The sequence below is a fragment of the Plantactinospora sp. CA-294935 genome (assembly GCF_050936445.1).
Taxonomy (GTDB): Bacteria; Actinomycetota; Actinomycetes; order Mycobacteriales; family Micromonosporaceae; genus Plantactinospora.
In genome coordinates, this window is record NZ_JBNJMU010000001.1 from 2,321,667 (window position 1) to 2,339,804 (window position 18,138).

Below are 18,138 nucleotides of genomic sequence, written 5' to 3' on the forward strand. Positions count from 1 at the left end.
GGGGGTGCCAGGGATGGATATGGAAGTCACGGCGTGGAACTCGCTGTACCACGCGATGCATGCCCAGCAGGACAAACGTCCGTTCTCCAAGGCCACGCTCCGCCGCATCGCCGGCTTCGCTCGGCCACACCGCCGGCGACTGACCCATTATCTGCTGCTCAGCGTGGTGATGGCGGTGCTCGCGGTGGCCACGCCGGTGCTGGCCGGCCGGGTGGTCGACGGGATCGTCGGCGGCGGGAGCACCGACCTGGTGGTCGGGCTCGCCGTGCTGATCGGGGTCGTCGCGCTGGCCGAGGCCGGCCTGGCGCTGCTGACCCGCTTTCTCTCGGCGAGCATCGGCGAGGGGCTGATCCTCGACCTGCGTACGGCGGTCTTCGACCACGTGCAGAAGATGCCGGTCGCGTTCTTCACCCGCACCCGCACCGGCGCCCTGGTGAGCCGGCTCAACAACGACGTGATCGGCGCGCAGCGGGCGTTCTCCGACACCCTCTCCGGGGTGGTCGGCAACCTGGTCACGCTGCTGCTCACCCTGGTCGTGATGATCGGCATCTCCTGGCGGATCACCCTGCTCGCGCTCGTGCTGCTGCCGGTCTTCGTGCTGCCGGCCCGCCGGATGGGCAGTCGGCTGGCCCGGCTGGAGCGGGAGGCCGCCAACCACAACGCGACGATGAGCACCCAGATGACGGAGCGGTTCTCCGCACCCGGTGCGACCCTGGTCAAGCTCTTCGGCCGGCCGGCGGAGGAGTCGGCCGAGTTTGCCGACCGGGCCCGCCGGGTCCGCGACATCGGGGTGCGCACCGCGATGGTCCAGTCGGTCTTCATCACCGCACTCACCCTGGTCTCGGCGCTGGCGCTCGCCCTGGTGTACGGCCTCGGCGGCCTCTACGCGCTGCGCGGCCAACTGGAGCCGGGTGCCGTGGTCGCGCTCGCCCTGCTGCTGACCCGGCTCTACGCCCCGCTGACCGCCCTGGCCAGTGCCCGGGTCGAGGTGATGAGCGCGCTGGTCAGCTTCGAGCGGGTCTTCGAGATCCTCGACCTCAAGCCGCTGATCACCGAGAAGCCCGACGCGAGCCAGGTGCCGGACGGGCCGGTCTCGGTCGAACTGGACGCGGTGACCTTCGGCTACCCCTCGGCGGACAAGGTCTCGCTGGCCTCGCTGGAGGAGGTGGCGACCCTGGACACCCGGGGTGGGGTCGACGTGCTGCACGACGTGTCGTTCCGGGTGGAGCCGGGCCAACTCGTCGCCCTGGTCGGCTCCTCGGGAGCCGGCAAGTCCACCATCGCCCAGCTCGTACCCCGGCTCTACGACACCGACTCCGGCGCCGTACGCCTGGCCGGGCAGGACGTCCGGGATCTCTCCGCCGACTCGATCCGGGACACCCTCGGCCTGGTCACCCAGGACGGCCATCTGTTCCACGACACGATCCGGGCCAACCTGTTGCTGGCCCGGCCCGGCGCGGCCGAGGAGGAGTTGTGGGACGCGCTGCGCCGGGCCCGGCTCGCGGACCTGATCGAAGGACTGCCCGACGGGCTCGACACCGTGGTCGGCGAGCGCGGCTACCGGCTCTCCGGCGGCGAGCGGCAGCGGCTGACCATCGCCCGGCTGCTGCTGGCCCGGCCCCGGGTGGTGATCCTGGACGAGGCGACCGCACATCTCGACTCCACCTCCGAGGCGGCGGTGCAGGCGGCGCTCGGCGAGGCGCTGGCCGACCGTACGGCGTTGGTGATCGCGCACCGGCTCTCCACCGTACGGGCCGCCGACCAGATCCTGGTGGTCGAGGAGGGCCGGATCGTGGAGCGCGGCACCCACGACGAACTGCTCGCCGCCGGTGGCCGCTACGAGGAGCTGTACCGCACCCAGTTCGAGCAGGACGAGCGGCCCCGGGCCGAGGAGGAGGCGCTGGTCCCCGGCTGACCGCCGACGTGTGGGCCGACGGTGTGGGGGACGGGTGCTCGACCGGTTCGTCGCCGAGGAGGTGCACGGCACCGGGGGTGGCATGGCAGGCCGGCGCGGCTCGACCCGACAATGGTGGGGTGACAGCCGAGCCATCCCGACCCGTGTCGTCCGCCGGATCGGTGCCCGCCCAGCCGGCGCCGCCGGAGATCGCCCCGGAGGTCGTGCCGGAGACCTCACCGGCCCCCGAGACCTCGCCGCCGGAGGTCCCAGCCACTCCCGGTACGCGGAACGTCCCGGCCACCGCCGAGGCGCCGCCCCCGCATGCCGCGACCCCGGCACCTGCGGCGGTGGAGCCGGCGTCAGCCCCGACCGACGACACGGCGTCGAGGTCGTCGGGCGACGGCTCGGCCAGTCCGACCAAGGTCCGGATCGACACCCCCGGCGCCACCATCGAGATCGAGGCGAACGAGTCGCTGGCCGAGGTGGTGGCGACCGCGCTGCGGCTGTTCCACGAGGCCGGCGGCTGGCCGCAGGTGAACAGCCGGTCCGCCGGGTTCGCCCAGGCGGAGCGCCGGGAGACCTATCCGGTGCAGCCGAGTTCGATGCCGTACGGGCCGGGGTCATATCCCGTACAGATGCCGTAGTCGCCGGGCGCGGGTGATCAGCAGGCGTGGCCGGACCCAGCCGAGGAAGCGGGCGTGCATCCGGGCCGGGTCCGGTGCCGTGTCGGGGTTGAGCCGGTGCAGGTCCTCCATCGCCGCCTGGAGCAGGGTGGCGAGGTAGATGTGCAGGGTGAGCGGGTCGGCCCGGTGCTCGGATCGGTAGCAGGGTCGGGGTAGTGACCTCACGCAGCGCCGGGCGCGGTCGCAGCGGAGGGGCAGGGCCACTCGGCCGCGCAGGCCCGGCAGAGCCAGAGCGGCCGCTGCGGCAGATGGGGCCGCGCCGGCCTCGGTCGGGCGGCGCTCACCGGACGGTACCGGGTAGGCGGCTCTGGGTGAGGAAATGGCCCGGTGGCGTCAGTTGCCCACCACCGGGCCGGCGTCCGCCGTACCCGGGTCGCCACGCATCTCGTCCTCACTCGCTCGGACCCGGGAAGCTGCGGGGTGGCGCAGGATGATCTCCTCCAGCACGCTCACCCCGGCGACCACGGCGAGCAGGATCGCCAGGGCGGCCAGGGCCGGCATCAGCGGAGCTAGTGGCAGCAGAACCAGGCAGAGCACGCCCGCGCTGATCCGCCGCCACGCGACCTGCCGGTGGATCTGCCAGTGGGTCTGGGCGAAGGTGGTGAGGAAGAGTGCGGCGCCGCCGAACAGCATGCCCGCCTCGCCGGCCCTGAGCGGCTCGATGGGGTCCGTCACCACCTCGGCTAGGCCGACGGCGATCATGATGATCGCGAAGCTGAACAGCAGGTGTCCGTAGACCATGACCGAACGGCGGATGTCTGCCTGCTCTGCGGTCCGCTGCACCGCTTGCCGGAAGGCCCGCACACCGTAGATGAAATACGCCCACCAGAGCGCGCAGACCAGGGCGTACCCGATAACGATGGCGATCAACCGGGCGAGAGTCAGCGGCTCGTCGACGGCCACCATCCCGACCTGGATCACCGACTCGCCGAGCACGAGGATGATCAGCAGTCCGTACCGGTGTGTGTAGTGCAGCGGCCGGACCCGGACCTGGGCCAGCGTCCGCCGCGTGACCGTGGTGCCGACCACATCGACGAGGATCGCGATCGACCAGAGCACTATCCGGGTCGTGCCGTGCAGCAGGCCCCCCGCCAGTTGCAGCGGCCCGGCTACCAGGCCCGACCCGTAGGCGCGGAGAACTGGGGACCGCCAGCCGTGTGGAGTGCCCAGGGCCAGTGCCGCCAGCAGCACCCGCATCGCCAGGTAGACGCCGGCGAACAGTAGGCCCCGCTCACCGTAGGCGTCGGGAATCATCAGGGCCAGCAGCAGGCTGCCGAGCCCGAGTGCGAAGACTCCCGCCCGGTCCAGCGCGTTGTCGACGTTGCGTTGATCGGTGTAGATCGTGGTGCCGGCCCAGGCCCAGTAGACCGTTACGAACAGGAGTAGCACCCGACCAACGCCCGCCCAACTGTGGTCGTCGTGCAGCATCCGGGAGAACTGGGTGAGCGCGAACACGAAGGCCAGATCGAAAAAGAGCTCTTCCCAGATCACCCCCTTCTCTGGCGGCGAGGGTTGCACCACAACACTGTATCGACCCGTTGGCCGCGAATGTCCTGATTGGCGTCGACGTCCGGGGGGCCGGCGGGACGCGAGGTGGGGCCGTTGGGCAAGTACCGTGGCCTGGTGGGCAACCCCTTGCAGACCCTCTCCCTGGCCGACCTGCGGCGCCGTACCAGCGAGAAGTGGCGGCGGTACCCGCCGGACGTACTGCCGCTCTGGGTCGCCGAGATGGACGTGCCGCTCGCCGAGCCGGTCGCGCGGGCGCTGACCGACGCGGTCGCGCTCGGTGACACCGGCTATCCGCCGGACGGTACGGACTACGCCTCGGCGCTCGCCGGGTTCGCCCGGGAACGCTGGGGCTGGGCCCCGAAGATCGAGCACACCCGGCTGGTCCCCGACGTGATGCTCGGCGTCGTCGAGATGCTCAAGCTGGTCACCGGGTACGGCGACGCGGTGGTGATCAATCCGCCGGTCTATCCGCCGTTCTACGACTTCCTCCGTGGCGGTGACCGGCGGGTCGTCGAGGCACCGCTGAACGCCGCGTACCGGCTCGACCCGGACGCCCTGGCGGCGGCCTTCGCCGATGCCGTCGCCGGGGGTCGGCGGGCCGCCTACCTGCTGTGCAGCCCGCACAACCCGACCGGCACCGTGCACACCGCCGACGAACTCGCGATGGTGATCGAGCTGTCCGACCGGTACGGCGTACGCGTCGTGGTGGACGAGATCCACGCGCCGCTGATCTATCCGGGCGTGACATTCCGGCCGTACCTCTCGATGCCCGGCGGTGAACGCGGCCTCGCGCTCTTTTCCGCGTCGAAGGCGTGGAACCTGGCCGGGGTGAAGGCGGCGCTGGCGGTCGCCGGGCCGGCGGCCGCCGACGACCTGGCCCGGATGCCGAAGGTGGCCGGCGACGGCGCCAGCCATCTGGGCGCGCTCGCGCACACCGCCGCGCTGCGCTACGGCGGCGGATGGCTCGACGAGCTGCTGGCCGGGCTCGACCAGAACCGTCGGCTCCTCGGTGACCTGCTCGCCGAGCACCTGCCGCAGGTGCGGTACCGGCCGCCGGAGGGCACCTATCTCACCTGGCTGGACTGCCGGGACCTGGCCCTGCCGGTCGGCGACTCCAGCACACCGGCCGACCCCGCGCAGGTGTTCCTGGAGCGCGGCCGGGTCGCGTTGGTCTCCGGGCCGCTGTTCGGGACCGGTGGTGCCGGACATGCCCGGTTCAACCTGGCAACCTCCCCGGAACTGGTCACCGAGGCGGTCCGCCGGATGGCCGCCGCATTGCGCTGACCGCCCCGGCGGCGGCTCAGAAGTCGCGCCAGTCGTCGAACCAGGTGTCGGCGAGATCCGCCGGTACGCCGGCCCGGTCGGCCAGGGCGAGGAACACGTCCCCGGCCTGCTCCCGGTTGACGGTGTCGATGATCTCGTAGCGCTGCTCGATCCGGTTGAGCGCGTCGACGAGGGCCCGCAGGATCGGCTCGGCCGCCTCGACCCGCCCGGCGCCGTCGGCCGGCAGCCGGTCGACGGCCCGCAGCGCGGTCGCGTACGCCCGGCAGGCGGCCGTGCCGCCGCGCGGATCGTCGTCGACCCAGTCCCGGAACGGGTTGCCGAAGTTCGCCTCCAGCCACGCGTCGGACTTCGCACCCCGGAGCAGCAGCTCGACGCGGCTGCCCCGGTAACGGGACCGCAGGGGAGCGACCACCGAGCGGCGCAGCCCGTCGACCTCCAGATGGCGCAGGGCCGGCAGCTCGGGCAGGGTGTCGGCGGCGCAGCCGTACCCGTCGAGCAGTTCGACGGCGTACAGCCGGGGCAGCGTCGCCAGCGGGTCGGCGTCGACCAGCAGGCCGGGCGCCTTCTGCCAGCTCAACAGGAGCGTCTCCAGCTCGGCCAGCTCGCCGAGCGACGCCGCCGAGATCACTCCGTCGCCGCGCAGCCCCAGGCGGCGTACGCCGTGCAGCCCGGCGGGGAGCGGCACCGGAGTGTCGGTGACTTCGACGCTCAGGCTGATCCATCGCCCCCACTCGGCCGCGTCGACGGTGGCCGGCACGCTGCCGGCGAGTCGGCAGCGCAGCAGGGTGGGCGGCAGCCGCAGGGTCCGCACGCCCGAGCCGTGCAGGGTGAGGTCGGTCAGGCTGCTGGCCGCGAGGTCGACCTCGGCCGGGGGATCGTGCCAGGTCAGGCTGGAGACGATCGGCCGGGCCGCGAGCGCCTCGGGCAACCCGCGGGCCGGGCCGCGCCAGGTCAGCGTGGTGCACCGGGGCAGCGCGTCGAGGCCGGCCCAGCGCACGTCGCCGGTCGCCGGTAGCAGGGCCGAGCCGGCGAGGTCGAGGCGCCAGGTGGCCGCGCCCAGGGTCGCCGGCTCTCCGCCGAGGTCGACCTCGACCTGGCCCCGGGTCCGCGCTGCCCGGTATTCCGTCTTCACCCGCTCCGGCAGCCGCAGGTCCCACTCGCGCTGCCGGTAGACCTGGTCGGGCAGGTAGGACCAGCCGGCGTAGCTGGCCGACGTCTCGGGTGCACCGGGTCGGAGCGGCAGGTCACCGAGCCAGTCGAAGTCGAGCGGGACGGGGCCGTCCCGCCGCACGTTGATCGCTGCCACCCCTCCGTCGTGGCTGTGGTGCCGCAGGCGCAGCGGCCCGGCTCCGGCGAGCTGCGCCAGGGTCGGCCGCTGCGCCGAATACCAGTCCAGGGCGTACGCGAGCAGAGTCTCCTCGCCGACGGAGACCACCTGGACGGCACCGTACCCGCCGCGCGGCAGCGTCAACACCGCCACCGCGCCCGGCCGGATCCCGGCCCCGGTGGCAGCTCTGCTGGTGGGAGTATCCGACATCCGGCCATGCTATGTGGACGGTAGGACAACCCCCGGTGGCAGACTGCTCGGCATGACGGGTGGAGATCCGGCGGCCCGGGACCTGCGGGTGGCGCTCGGTGGGGGTACGGGCCAGCCGGTGCTGCTGCTGTTGCACGGGATGGGCGCGACCGGTGCCGTGTGGCGGGGCTGGGCAGAGCCGCTCGCCGACCGCTGGCCGGGCCGCTGGCTGGCGCCGGACCTGCCCGGGCACGGCGGCTCGGGCCCGCTCGACCGGTACTCCTTCGACTCCTTCGCCGCCGGTCTGGCCGGGCTGTTCGCTCCCGGCGACCGGGTGGTGGTGTTCGGGCACTCGCTGGGCGGGGCGGTCGGTCTGGCCCTGGCCGGGCGCGGCTGTGACGGTCCGACCCGTGCCGGCTCCGACTGGGCGGTCGAGGCGGTGATCGCGCTGGGTGTGAAGGTCGGCTGGACCCCCGACGAACTCGCCAAGGCCGCCGTGCTGGCCGCCCGTCCGGTCGCCTGGTACGACTCCCGGGCCGAGGCGGCCGAGCGGTACCTGCGGGTCTCCGGCCTGGTCGGCCTGGTCGAACCGGACGATCCGCTCGTCGGCGCCGGAATCGTCGCAGCCGAGGACGGCCGCTGGCGGCTGGCGATGGATCCGGGCGCGTGCGGCGTCGGGGCCCCGGAGATGGGCGGCTTGCTGTCGGCGGCGTCCGCTCCGGTGCTGCTGGCCCGCGGCCAGCGCGACCCGATGGTCGGCGACGACGAGTTGGCCCGGTTGGGCGTACCCTCGCGCACCCTGTCCGGTCTGGGGCACAACGCCCACGTCGAGGACCCGGCCGCGACGCTGGCGCTGCTCGAGTCGGTCGCGGACGTCCTGTCTTAGGCCGGGTGTCCGGTTTTTGGTCATGATCGGGCCGGTGGTGGGGGCGGATCGCGGAACACCGGGCCGCCGGCCACGGTTATACCTGGCGTACGTCCGCAGCAGCGCCCCCGGCATCACGCCGGAAGTCGGGCTGGTCTGTCGGATCCCGGGCGGTTTCGGCCGCCGGGTCCGATCCACCGGCCAGCCGGGTGTGCTGGACGGGGTCGGGCAGCCGCCGGGAATGGCGGGCCGCCGGCCGTGGTTACATCCCCCCGGGCACACCCGAGCAGCAGCAGTTCGCCGGGCGAGTGCCGATCCCCCCGGAACCTGGTTTTCGGGTTTCTTTCCCTTCGACACGCCAGATCCTGCACGGCGTTGTCGTACCCCCGGAATGGAAGGCGACCATCATGACTTTCGTCAGCCGATGGCTACCGGCCATCACCGAAACCCCGATCCGTAAGACCGCGCTGGGTATCGCCGGACTCGCCGTCGTCGGCGGCGCGTTCGCCGGCCCCGCGATCGCGATGGACACCCCGACCCCGGCATCGCCGACCGCCGCGTCGGTGACCGCCGACATCAAGGACCTCGACAAGCGGGCACCGTCGAAGGTCCTCGACTACCAGTACAAGGCGCAGGAGAACTTCTACTACTGCGCACCCGCCGCCACCAGGATCGCGCTGTCCGCGCAGGGGCACACCCCCAGCCAGGACGACGTGGCCAGCCAGCTCGGCACGACCGAGGCCGGTACCAACTCGGCCGAGGACACCACCCGGGTGCTGAACAAGGCCGGCGGCAGCGACTACAAGACCGTCGCGATCCCCGACACCACGGCCAAGCCGGCCGAGATGGACCGGCTCCAGGTCGACATCGTCAACGCCATCGACGCCAAGCGTCCGGTCGTGATGAACATCAAGGGCACCGCCACCGACGTCGACGGTACCCCGCACTCCTACGAGGGCGGGCACTACCTGACCGTCGTCGGCTACGACGACCACGGCCGCAAGGTCAAGATCGCCGACCCGGCCAACCCGAACCAGAGCGAGTACTGGATGAGCACCATCACCCTCGCCAACTGGGCCGCCGAACGCGGCTACTCCGCCTGACACGGCAACCGATAAACACCACCGGTAAACACCACCGGTAAACACCAACCGAAAGGGCCAGCCCCACCCGGGGCTGGCCCTTTCGTCGTCTCCGGAGCACCCGTACCCGCGGGCCCGCCGCCCCCGAGCCGGCGGCCCTCAGGTGCCGAAGTCGAATCGCGGACTGTCCCGGCTCAGGATCGCGGTCTTCGGTTCGACCGACCAGAGCGTGGCCAGTTCGTCCGCCAGCGCGGCGGTGAGCTTCGGTACGTCTACCGGCGCCGACCCGTGCAGCGCCTCGACGACGATCAGGACCTCGTCGGTGTTCTCCCGGACCGCCGAGTGGCCGCTCTGCCGGTTGGTCCAGCGCCGGGCGTGGGCCCGACCGACGGCGTCGGCGAAGACGACCTCGCCGGCGCCGGGATGCTCCGACTCGCCGGAGAAGGTCAGGTAGGTCTCGCTGCCGTCGGCCGGCCGTACCTCGACGCCTCCGGTGATCCGGGCGGTGTCGAAGACCGCGACCGGGATCGCGTAGCCGAGCGAGGCGGCGTTGCAGAGATCTATCAGCGGATGGATCCGGGGCAGCGGTCCCTCCCGGGCGAACCGCCGGAGCAGTGCCTCCGCGGCACACCGGTACTGCGTCGGCTTCAGTCCCATCCGGGAGAAGGCCCGGCGCCAGGCCGAGATCTCGGGTTGCTCGGCGGCCGGGCCCGCGGCGAGGCGGGCCTCGGCGGCGGCGGTGAACCTGGCGATCGCCGGGTCCACCGCCGGGCCGAGCGCGGTTCCCCGGGCGAGCCCGGTGGCGGCGACCACCCCGGCCACCAACTCGGGATGGTCGGACCAGATCTGGGTCGAGTGCTGGAAGTACACGTGTCACCCCCGTCGCCCACTCTGCCCGGCACAATGGCCTGATGGACAGGGCCAAACAGGAAGCAGCCGACCGGTCCATATCCTCCGGCTCCGACTTCCTCCAGCTCGACATCGGCGAGGCGCCGGCCGGCGGGCGGGCCGACTGGCTCGCCAACCGGCTGCGGTCGGCGATCTCGGACGGCCGGATACCGGTGGGCGGGCGGTTGCCGGCGACCCGGGTACTCGCCGCCGAACTGGGCGTCTCCCGGGGCGTGGTCACCGAGGCGTACCAGCGGCTCGTCGAGGACGGTCACGTCACCGGGCGGGGCCGGGGCGGCACGGTCGTCGTCTCCGCCCCGCTCGACGCGCCGGCCGTGCCGTACCGGCCGACCGGCACCCCGGCGCCGGCCACCGGACTCTTCGGCACCGGCACCCCGGCGCCGGCCACCGGACTCTTCGGCACCGATCCCCGCCCCGACATCTTCGACTCGCTCCGCGCCGCTCCGGCCCGGATCGACCTGACGCCCGGCGTACCCGATCTCGCCGCCTTCCCCCGCGCGGCCTGGCTGCGGGCCGAACGCGCCGTGCTGCGCGACCTGGCGCCCGGCGACTTCGGCTACGGCGACCCGAGGGGTACCCCGAGGCTGCGGGTGACCGTCGCGCACTGGCTGGCCCGCAACCGGGGTATCGGTGTGGACCCGGACGACGTGCTGGTGGTGGCCGGGGTCGCGCAGGCGCTGACCCTGCTCGGGCAGGTGCTGCACGCCGACGGTGTGCGGACGGTGGCGGTGGAGGACCCGGGCTCGCTCGGGGTGCGGCAGCAACTGCGGAGCTGGGGGTTGGCGACGCCGCCGATTCCGGTCGACGCCGGTGGGCTGCGCGTCGACGAGCTGGTGGCCAGCGGTGCCCCGGCGGTGATGCTGACCCCGGCACACCAGTTCCCGACCGGGGTGGTGCTGGACGGTGCCCGGCGACGCGAGCTGATGCGCTGGGCGGCGGACGGCGGGTTGATCGTGGAGGACGACTACGACGCCGAACACCGGTACGACCGGCCACCCGTACCGGCGCTCCGGGCCGTGCTGCCCGAACAGGTCTGCTACGCCGGCAGCGTCTCCAAGCTGCTCGCCCCCGCCCTGCGGGTGGGCTGGCTGCTCACGCCGAGCCGGTACCGCGCCGCCCTGGTCGACGCCAAGCGGACCGCGGACCTCGGCAACGCCGCGCTGCCGCAACTGGTGTTGGCAGAACTGATCGAGTCAGGGGCGCTGGAGCGGCAACTGCGGTTCCTCCGGCGCCGCCACGTCCGGCGCCGGGACGCGATGATCGCCGCGATCCGGACCCACCTGCCGGACGCGGTCGTGCACGGCGCGGCGGCGGGACTGCACCTCATGATCACCTTTGCCGGCGGCCGGGGCGCTCGGGTCGACGACGTCGAGCTGGCGACGGCGGCGCTGGCCCGGGGCGTCAAGGTGCAGCCGCTCTCCTGGCACCGGCAGCGTCCCGGCCCGCCCGGACTGGTGCTCGGCTACGCCGCCAACACCACCGCCGAGATCTCCGACGGCATCGCCGCCGTCGGCGCCGTACCGCGCTGACATGATCGAGGCTGTCGAAAGGAGCGCGACGTGGTGGACGCGACGCAGGTGACGGACCCGTGCTGCCAGCATGCCGAGGGACCGGTGTGGGATCCCCGGACGGACCGGCTGTTGTGGGTGGACATGCTGGCCGGCGACGTACTGACGATGACGCCCGGGACGGAGCGGGTGGACCGGCACCACGTCGACACCGTGGCGGCGGTGGTCCGGCCCCGGACAGAGGACGGCTACCTGGTCGCGATCGAGCGCGGGTTCCTGTTCACCGACGCGCAGCTCCGGCCGGTACGCCGGCTGCCCGACCTCTGGACCGATCCGGACCTGCGGATGAACGAGGGCGGCGTCGATCCGGCCGGCCGGTTCTACTGCGGCTCGATGGCGTACGACACCCGGCCGGGTGCGGCGGCGCTCTACCGGATGGACGCCGACCTGGTGGCCCGGCGGGTACTCGCCGACGTCACCATCTCCAACGGCATCGCCTGGTCGCCCGACGGCACCCTGACGTACTACGTCGACACCCCGACCCAGCGCATCGACGTCTTCGACTACGACCCGGACGAGGCGATGCTGACCGGTCGACGGCCGTTCGTGCGGATCGAGCCGGCCGACGGTGCCCCGGACGGGCTGACCGTGGACGCCGAGGGCGGGGTGTGGATCGCGCTCTGGGGCGGCGGCGAGGTACGCCGCTACGCGCCGGACGGCCGGCTCGACGTACGGGTGCCGCTGCCGGCCCGCCAGGTCACCGCCTGCACCTTCGGCGGACCGGAGCTGCGCGACCTCTACGTCACCACCTCGCGGCTCGGCCTGGACGACCCGGAGCCGGCCGCCGGCGCGCTGTTCCGGGCCAGCCCCGGGGTCGCCGGACTGCCGGTCACCCCGTTCCGGGGCTGACCCGCCGCCCGCCGGCCACTCGACGCGGTAAAGCCTGGAGTTGAGACTTTCGACCCCCTGTCAAGGGCTCACGGGCGAAAACTTTAAGCATCGAAGTTCAACGATAAACTTGAGGGAATGAGTGTCCTCCAATCTTCCGGGCAGGGTGCGCCGGTCACCGAGTGGATCCGGGTCACCGGAGCCCGCGAACACAACCTCGCGGCCGTCGACGTCGAGATCCCCAAGCGCAGGCTGACCGTCGTCACCGGCGTCTCCGGGTCGGGGAAGTCGTCGCTGGTCTTCGAGACGATCGCCGTCGAGGGCCAGCGGCAGATGACCGAGATGCTGCCGATGTTCGTCCGCAACTTCCTGCCGAGTTCCGCCCGGCCGGCCGTCGACCTGATCGAGCACCTGCCGGCGACGGTCGCGATCGACCAGCGACCGCTCACCGGCGGGCCGCGGTCCACCGTCGGCACCATCACCGACATCGCCCCGCTGCTGCGGCAGCTCTTCGCCCGGGTCGGCGAGCCGTTCGTCGGCTACCCCGACGCGTTCTCGTTCAACATGCCCGCCGGGATGTGCCCGGAGTGCGAGGGCCTCGGCGAGGTCACCGACGTCGACCTGGCCGCCTTCCTCGACCCCACCCGGTCGCTCAACCAGGGGGCGCTGCTCGCCCCGATCTTCAAGGTGGGCAGCCGGGACTGGCACCTGCTCGTCGCGTCGGGCCGGCTCGACCCCGACAAGCCGGTGTCGGCGTACTCCGAGCGGGAACTCGACGACCTGCTGTACGCCACCGACGGCACGGTGCCGCTGGAGGTGGCCGGGTCGACGCTCAACCTGAGCTACGAGGGCGCGGTGGTGAAGTTCCGCCGGCGGTACCTCGACCAGCAGTCCGAGCCGGCGGAGCGGACCCGGCGGATGGTGCGGGACCACACCACCACGGTCCCGTGCCGGGCGTGCGGCGGCAGCCGGCTGTCGCCGCTGGCGCTCTCCAGCCGGGTCGGCGGGCACAACATCGCCGAACTCTGCGCGATGGAGGCGGAGGAGCTGCTCGGCGTACTGGCCGGGCTGGAGGTGCCGGCGGCCAAGCCGGTGCTGGACACCCTGGTCGCCCAGGTCGGGCACCTCGTGGAGATCGGGCTCGGCTACCTGAGCCTGGACCGGCGTACCGGCACGCTCTCCGGGGGCGAGTCCCAGCGGGTCAAGATCGTACGACACCTCTCCAGCAGCCTGAACGACCTGCTGTACGTCTTCGACGAGCCGAGCGTCGGGTTGCACCCCCGGGACGTGCACCGGCTCACCAACCTGCTGCGCACGCTGCGGGACAAGGGCAACACGGTACTGGTGGTCGAGCACGACCGAGACGTGATCGCGGTGGCCGACCACGTCCTCGACCTCGGCCCCGGTGCCGGTACGGCGGGCGGCCGGGTGGTCTACGCCGGCGGGCCCGGTGCGCTGACCGGGGCCGACACCCTGACCGGCCGGGCGATGACCCGGGGCACCCGGCTGAAGGAGGCGGTACGCACCCCGACCGGCGTACTGCCGATCGTCAACGCCCGTACGCACAACCTGCGCGACCTCAGCCTCGACATCCCGGCCGGTGTGCTCACCGTGCTCGCCGGGGTGGCCGGCGCGGGCAAGTCGAGCCTGGTGGGCGGCGCGTTCCGGGTCCAGCATCCGGAGGCGGTGATCGTCGACCAGTCGATGCCGCACGCCAACCGCCGGTCCACCGCCGTCACCTACACCGGGGTCGCCGACCAGATCCGGGCCGAGTTCGCCCGGGCCAACCGGGTCAGCCCGGCCCTGTTCAGCGCCAACTCCTCGGGTGCCTGCGCCACCTGCGCGGGGCTGGGCGTGGTGCAGACCGACTTCGGCGCGCTGGAGGGCGTCTCGCTGGTCTGCCAGACCTGCGACGGCCGCCGGTTCTCCGACGAGGTACTCGGCTACCGGCTCCGCGGGCGGACCATCAGCGACGTGCTGGAGATGACGGTCGCGCAGGGGCGGGAGTTCTTCGCCGGCAACCGCCGGATCGCACCGGTGCTGGCGGCGATGGCCGACGTCGGGCTGGACTACCTGCGGCTCGGTCAGCCGCTGACCAGCCTCTCCGGTGGCGAGTGCCAGCGGATCAAGCTCGCCACGCACCTGCACGGCGGCGCACCCGCGTACGTGCTGGACGAGCCGACCACCGGGCTGCACATGGCGGACGTGGGGCGGCTGCTGGGCGTACTGGACCGGCTTGTCGACGAGTACGCGGCGACCGTACTCGTGATCGAGCACAACCTGGACGTCGTCGCGCACGCCGACTGGGTGGTGGAACTCGGGCCGGAGGGCGGCAGCCGGGGTGGCCGGGTGCTGTACCAGGGCGAGCCGCGCGGCCTGGTCGAGCGGGACGGCTCGCCGACCGGCGTGCACCTGCGCCGGGCGCTGGGTGTCGCGGAGGTGACGGCATGATCCCGGTACCGGACGAGGACCGTCGCCGGTTCGCGGCCGACGTCGCCGAGAACGCCGGGGCGGTGGCCGAGTTGCTCGGCGCGTACCAGTTGCGGTCCGGCGCGCCGTTCCCGGTGGCCGAGCTGCTGCCGCCGCTGACCGTGCGGCACCGCGCCCTCCAGGCGGCCGTCGACGGGTACCCCGGACCGCTGTCCGTGGACCCGACCGGCCGGCCCGAGCCGCTGGGCCAGGAACTCGCCGGCCTGATGAGCTGGCTGCAACTGCTCCAGGTGGTCTATCGAGGGCTGGACGACATCCCGGAGCCGCTGCGGGTCAGCGCCGGCCGGAGCCTCTCGGCCGCGCACCTCGCCGCCCGCCGGGTACGCGACCGCGCCCGCCGCCTGGCCGCCTGACCGCGCCTGGCCGCTTGGCCGCGCCTGGCCGCTTGGCCGCTTGGCCGCCGCCTGGCCGCTTGGCCGCTTGGCCGCTTGGCCGCCTGGCCGCCGCTTGGCCGCTTGGCCGCTTGACCGCCTGGCCGCAGCTTGGCCACCTCGCGCCGGTCGCCGCCTGGTCGCCCGTCACCGCCGGCTGCCGGGGCGACGGCCGGGTGGCCGGGCGGCCCCGCCGGGCGGCGCTACGTCTCGATCCGTTCCTTGCCGAACCGGACGATGAGCCGGCTGACCACGACGGCGTAGCAGATCATCAGCAGGGCGAGCAGGGGTATCAGGGCGAGCGGCGGCGGCACCAGGGCGGCGGCCCCGACCAGCCCGATGGCGACCGCCCCGATCCCGAGCCGCAGCGGCGGTATGGTGCCCAACGCGATCCGTTGCAGAGCCAGGCCACCGAGCATCCAACTGGCCAACGAGACCGACAGCAGCAGGCGCAGCATCTGCGGCAGGTCCTCCCGGCCGGCCCCAACCTCGCGGACCGCCTGTCCCAGGCACCAGCCGAGCAGCAGCAGCGCGGAGCCGATCGCCCCGTGCACGGTCGCGTAACCGAGGCCGGCGCTCAACCGCGAACTGGTCAGCCCCATGGTCACGAAGGTGGTGTAGACCCACCACACCGAGGCCGGGATCAGGAACCCGGCGATCGCCACCACGACGACGGCCGGCGACGGCCGGGGCGGCACCGCGCCGATCAGGTCGGTCAGGCTGACCCCGAGCAGGATGATGGTGAACTGTCCTATCCGCTCCGGCAGGTGTGAGGGGTGGACGGGATGCTGGACCAGCCAGCGGCGGCCGAGCCACGGGGTCAGCACCTCGATGACCAGCCCGATCAGCCACAGCATCGGGCGGTTGTGCGCCGGTACCGCGAGCGAGGCGAGCCAGAACAACAGGCCCGCGCTGAACCCGACGAAGTAGACGGTGGTCAGCCGGCGCGCGGTGGCGCCGGTGCTGCGGACGCGGAGGTAGAGCACCAGTAGGGTGCCGCGGACGACGAGGTAGCCGATCGGCAGCAACAGGGTCTTCGGAGCATCCTTGGCACCGACCGCCATGATCCCGGCCCCGATCATGCCGACGAGTACGACCAGCCGGTGGCCGAGGTCGTCGGGGTCGAACCGGGTGTCGTAGAACGCCTGTCCGACCCAGGCCCACCAGACGATCACGAAGAGGCCGGCGGTCCGGAGGATCTCGTCGACGTCGGGCACCGCATCGGTGAGCCGGTTCTGTACGGCGGCGAGGGCCAGTACGAAGACCAGGTCGAAGAAGAGTTCGAGCCAGGAGGCGTGCCGCTCCTCGTGCTCGCCGGGCAGCGACTTCGGGTCCAGCCCCCAGCGCTCGATGAGCCGGCGTGGCCGGATCACGCCGTACCCCCGTCGCCGGTCCGACCCACCGGGCCTGGTACGCGGTGCGGCCTCCAGCTCACAGCCGGTAATCATCCCGTGCGTGCCGGGCTGGGTGTGCCGGATCGGCGAATTCCGTTCGGCCGACGGATCGGCGACAGGCCTCCGTCAATCAGGCGCTAGTATGCCCATCTTCCTCCATATCCATCCCTTTTATACATCAGCCGTTCGGCTAGCCTCAGCCAATACCAACGGGCTAAGGTGATGCCTGAACAGCCACACAACAACCCACCACCCGACCACCCACCACCGGACAACCCCCGTCCCCGCCACCACCCAGTGCAGGGAGGACCACCATGACCACCACCACAACCACCACCCGAACCGACAACCCCACCCTCACCGACACCGCCACCGACCTACTCCACGCCATGACCGCCCTACCCACCCACCACCCCTCCCGCCCCACCCTCCGCGACAAAGCCATCGAAGCCTGGCTCCCCCTCGCCCACCACCTCGCCCACCGCTACAGCGGACGCGGCGAACCCACCGACGACCTCACCCAAACCGCCGCCGTCGGCCTCATCAAAGCCATCGACAAATGGGACCCCACCCGCGGCGTCGACTTCGCCGGCTACGCCATCCCCACCATCATCGGCGAACTCAAACGACACTTCCGCGACCGCACCTGGGACATCCGCGTCCCCCGCCGCCTCCAAGAACTCCGCCTCGCCATCAGCGAAGCCAACAGCACCCTCCTACAAACCCTCGGCCGCTCCCCCACCATCACCGACATCGCCACCCACCTCCACCTCACCGAAGAAGAAATCCTCGAAGGACTCGAAGGCGCCCGCGCCTACAACGCCGTCTCCCTGTCCACCCCCACCGGCGACGGCGACCGCACCACCGAACTCGGCGACCTCCTCGGCACCGAAGACAACGAATACGAACTCGCCGAACTCCGCGTCGCCCTCGGCCCCGCCCTCGCCACCCTCGACCAACGCGAACAAAAAATCCTCACCCTCCGCTTCTACGCCAACCTCACCCAATCCCAAATCGCCGAACAAATCGGCGTCTCCCAAATGCACATCAGCCGCCTCCTCACCCGCGCCCTCACCAAACTCCGCAACCAACTCGCCGACACGTACTGAACCTTTCGCGACCGCCCCTGCGGTCCGCCGTGGCCGGAGGTGGAAGTCGGGGTCGCACGCGTGGCGCTCTCCAGGTCGAGAAGGTTCACCGACCGGCGCCGGGCCGCCCGGGGCGGGCGGCCCGCCGGCCGGTTATCCCCGGGGCAGACCGGGCACCGTCCGGTACTCTGTACGGGCTAGCGGGCTGTTAGCTCAACCGGCAGAGCAGCGGACTTTTAATCCGCGGGGAGCGGTCTTTGTTCCCGCTACCGAGCGTAAAGCCATTCGTCCGGATCCTTGGCCGGGAATCCAGACAAGTGTCGCCGAGTATCAGCAGGTCAGAATGGTTGTTGCGCATTGTAGTCGCTCTATCCAAGGTCACTCAGAGTCGAAATCCAGATTCTAGGCGTGGAATCCGTCCAGGGTCGCTGGCATCCGAGCGCCCACGGAGCACCCACGACCGCGCCAGCTGTTCCCGTTGTCCCCGTCGGTGGTACGGCCCTGGCGGCGGTCGTCGGCGCCCGGCGCACGCCGCTCGCTGTGTATGGTGCCACCCGCCTGCATCCCGCCATAGGTGCGGGAGGACCTGGAGACCCGGGGCGTCACCTCGGTGACCTTGATCGGCAGCCCATCGGTAGCGCCAAAATGACGTCG

At 72.2% G+C, this 18,138-nt stretch carries 15 protein-coding genes and 1 tRNA gene; 11 read left to right on the plus strand and 5 right to left on the minus strand.

Features of this window, described 5'->3' with window-relative positions:
• Positions 1-13: 13 nt before the first annotated feature.
• Together ACQEVC_RS10480 and ACQEVC_RS10485 are read left to right on the plus strand one after the other, a co-directional pair.
• Positions 14-1,915, plus strand: coding sequence for an ABC transporter ATP-binding protein (locus ACQEVC_RS10480; RefSeq protein WP_432875680.1), 1,902 nt, complete (start codon positions 14-16; stop codon positions 1,913-1,915).
• Between the two features lie 119 nt (positions 1,916-2,034).
• Positions 2,035-2,541 carry a hypothetical protein gene (locus ACQEVC_RS10485; RefSeq protein WP_432875683.1) on the plus strand — a complete coding sequence of 169 codons (507 nt, stop codon included), beginning with the start codon at positions 2,035-2,037 and terminating at the stop codon, positions 2,539-2,541.
• Here ACQEVC_RS10485 and ACQEVC_RS10490 read toward each other — a convergent pair.
• Positions 2,518-2,745, minus strand: coding sequence for a hypothetical protein (locus tag ACQEVC_RS10490; protein ID WP_432875686.1), 228 nt, complete (start codon positions 2,743-2,745; stop codon positions 2,518-2,520). The genes ACQEVC_RS10485 and ACQEVC_RS10490 overlap by 24 nt on opposite strands.
• A 168-nt stretch (positions 2,746-2,913) precedes the next feature.
• Complete coding sequence (locus ACQEVC_RS10495; RefSeq protein WP_432875688.1) at positions 2,914-4,098, minus strand: low temperature requirement protein A; 1,185 nt, start codon at positions 4,096-4,098, stop codon at positions 2,914-2,916.
• Positions 4,099-4,182: 84 nt separating this feature from the next.
• On the opposite strand from ACQEVC_RS10495, the gene ACQEVC_RS10500 reads away from it, so the two are divergent.
• Entirely contained in the window at positions 4,183-5,373 is a 1,191-nt protein-coding gene (locus ACQEVC_RS10500) for a MalY/PatB family protein (RefSeq protein WP_432875691.1), read from the plus strand.
• A 16-nt stretch (positions 5,374-5,389) separates the two neighbouring features.
• Here ACQEVC_RS10500 and ACQEVC_RS10505 read toward each other — a convergent pair whose 3' ends face one another.
• The gene (locus ACQEVC_RS10505; RefSeq protein WP_432875694.1) at positions 5,390-6,910 is read right to left on the minus strand and encodes a hypothetical protein; all 1,521 of its coding nucleotides are present in this window, start codon (positions 6,908-6,910) and stop codon (positions 5,390-5,392) included.
• Positions 6,911-6,962: 52 nt separating this feature from the next.
• Between ACQEVC_RS10505 and ACQEVC_RS10510 the strand changes: the two genes are divergently transcribed.
• Together ACQEVC_RS10510 and ACQEVC_RS10515 are read left to right on the plus strand one after the other, a co-directional pair.
• On the plus strand, positions 6,963-7,775 hold the full coding sequence (locus tag ACQEVC_RS10510) for an alpha/beta fold hydrolase (protein WP_432875697.1): 813 nt from the start codon (positions 6,963-6,965) through the stop codon (positions 7,773-7,775).
• Between the two features lie 386 nt (positions 7,776-8,161).
• A complete protein-coding gene (locus ACQEVC_RS10515; protein WP_432875700.1) occupies positions 8,162-8,857 on the plus strand; it encodes a C39 family peptidase in 696 nt (231 codons plus the stop codon).
• Between the two features lie 138 nt (positions 8,858-8,995).
• On the opposite strand, the gene ACQEVC_RS10520 is transcribed toward ACQEVC_RS10515, so the two are convergent.
• Complete coding sequence (locus ACQEVC_RS10520) at positions 8,996-9,706, minus strand: B3/B4 domain-containing protein (protein ID WP_432875702.1); 711 nt, start codon at positions 9,704-9,706, stop codon at positions 8,996-8,998.
• 41 nt (positions 9,707-9,747) lie between these two features.
• On the opposite strand from ACQEVC_RS10520, the gene ACQEVC_RS10525 reads away from it, so the two are divergent.
• The 4 genes from ACQEVC_RS10525 to ACQEVC_RS10540 all read left to right on the plus strand — a co-directional run bounded on the left by ACQEVC_RS10525 (position 9,748) and on the right by ACQEVC_RS10540 (position 14,984).
• The gene (locus ACQEVC_RS10525) at positions 9,748-11,274 is read left to right on the plus strand and encodes a PLP-dependent aminotransferase family protein (protein ID WP_432875705.1); all 1,527 of its coding nucleotides are present in this window, start codon (positions 9,748-9,750) and stop codon (positions 11,272-11,274) included.
• 30 nt (positions 11,275-11,304) lie between these two features.
• A complete protein-coding gene (locus ACQEVC_RS10530; protein ID WP_432875708.1) occupies positions 11,305-12,162 on the plus strand; it encodes an SMP-30/gluconolactonase/LRE family protein in 858 nt (285 codons plus the stop codon).
• A 117-nt stretch (positions 12,163-12,279) separates the two neighbouring features.
• A complete protein-coding gene (locus ACQEVC_RS10535) occupies positions 12,280-14,592 on the plus strand; it encodes an ATP-binding cassette domain-containing protein (protein WP_432875711.1) in 2,313 nt (770 codons plus the stop codon).
• A complete protein-coding gene (locus ACQEVC_RS10540; RefSeq protein ID WP_432875714.1) occupies positions 14,589-14,984 on the plus strand; it encodes a hypothetical protein in 396 nt (131 codons plus the stop codon). Before ACQEVC_RS10535 ends, ACQEVC_RS10540 begins: the two co-directional genes overlap by 4 nt.
• A 221-nt stretch (positions 14,985-15,205) precedes the next feature.
• Here ACQEVC_RS10540 and ACQEVC_RS10545 read toward each other — a convergent pair whose 3' ends face one another.
• On the minus strand, positions 15,206-16,375 hold the full coding sequence (locus ACQEVC_RS10545; RefSeq protein WP_432875717.1) for a low temperature requirement protein A: 1,170 nt from the start codon (positions 16,373-16,375) through the stop codon (positions 15,206-15,208).
• A gap of 335 nt (positions 16,376-16,710) precedes the next feature.
• Between ACQEVC_RS10545 and ACQEVC_RS10550 the strand changes: the two genes are divergently transcribed.
• Together ACQEVC_RS10550 and ACQEVC_RS10555 are read left to right on the plus strand one after the other, a co-directional pair.
• Positions 16,711-17,505 carry a SigB/SigF/SigG family RNA polymerase sigma factor gene (locus tag ACQEVC_RS10550; protein WP_432875720.1) on the plus strand — a complete coding sequence of 265 codons (795 nt, stop codon included), beginning with the start codon at positions 16,711-16,713 and terminating at the stop codon, positions 17,503-17,505.
• 183 nt (positions 17,506-17,688) lie between these two features.
• Positions 17,689-17,760: transfer RNA gene (locus ACQEVC_RS10555), tRNA-Lys, on the plus strand.
• Positions 17,761-18,138: the final 378 nt, after the last annotated feature.

Bases quoted from the DNA above. Each gene is read 5' to 3' on its own strand.
- ACQEVC_RS10480 (WP_432875680.1), top strand. From the start codon at position 14: ATGGATATGGAAGTCACGGCGTGGAACTCGCTGTACCACGCGATGCAT.
- ACQEVC_RS10505 (WP_432875694.1), bottom strand. From the start codon at position 6,910: ATGTCGGATACTCCCACCAGCAGAGCTGCCACCGGGGCCGGGATCCGG.
- ACQEVC_RS10510 (WP_432875697.1), top strand. From the start codon at position 6,963: ATGACGGGTGGAGATCCGGCGGCCCGGGACCTGCGGGTGGCGCTCGGT.
- ACQEVC_RS10515 (WP_432875700.1), top strand. From the start codon at position 8,162: ATGACTTTCGTCAGCCGATGGCTACCGGCCATCACCGAAACCCCGATC.
- ACQEVC_RS10525 (WP_432875705.1), top strand. From the start codon at position 9,748: ATGGACAGGGCCAAACAGGAAGCAGCCGACCGGTCCATATCCTCCGGC.
- ACQEVC_RS10535 (WP_432875711.1), top strand. From the start codon at position 12,280: ATGAGTGTCCTCCAATCTTCCGGGCAGGGTGCGCCGGTCACCGAGTGG.
- ACQEVC_RS10540 (WP_432875714.1), top strand. From the start codon at position 14,589: ATGATCCCGGTACCGGACGAGGACCGTCGCCGGTTCGCGGCCGACGTC.
- ACQEVC_RS10550 (WP_432875720.1), top strand. From the start codon at position 16,711: ATGACCACCACCACAACCACCACCCGAACCGACAACCCCACCCTCACC.